This window comes from Flavihumibacter cheonanensis (assembly GCF_022352215.1).
Taxonomy (GTDB): domain Bacteria; phylum Bacteroidota; class Bacteroidia; order Chitinophagales; family Chitinophagaceae; genus Flavihumibacter; species Flavihumibacter cheonanensis.
On sequence record NZ_JAKRWF010000153.1, the window covers coordinates 1 to 285 of the forward strand.

The following is a 285-nucleotide window of genomic DNA, read 5'->3' on the forward strand; positions in this document are numbered from 1 at the left end:
TACGACGCTCGGCAAGCCGGGTCAGCAAGTGGCCGTGATCACCCGCCGGCCGCATGGTTACTTCATCACCCATGTCGAGGGCGCGACGTTCCCGCAATTGAACGGACAGCCGCTCGATGCCCAGGCGCATCGCCTGAAGGATCATGACATCATCGAGATCGCCGGTGTCAAGATGGAATTCTTCCTGCGCGCGTGACAGACGCCCCGAATGTGCGTTAATGCACGTGGCGATTCCACTCGGAATGGTAGTCTTTGCCTGAACGCCGGGATGCCGGTCGGTTCCTC

Annotated in this window: 1 protein-coding gene; it reads left to right on the forward strand. The window is 60.7% G+C overall.

The genetic code is table 11. The annotated features are described in order from the left end of the window. On the forward strand, window positions 1-196 hold a 196-nt coding region (locus MD536_RS21500), incomplete at its 5' end, for an FHA domain-containing protein (protein ID WP_239603836.1). Between the last annotated feature and the right edge of the window lie 89 nt (window positions 197-285).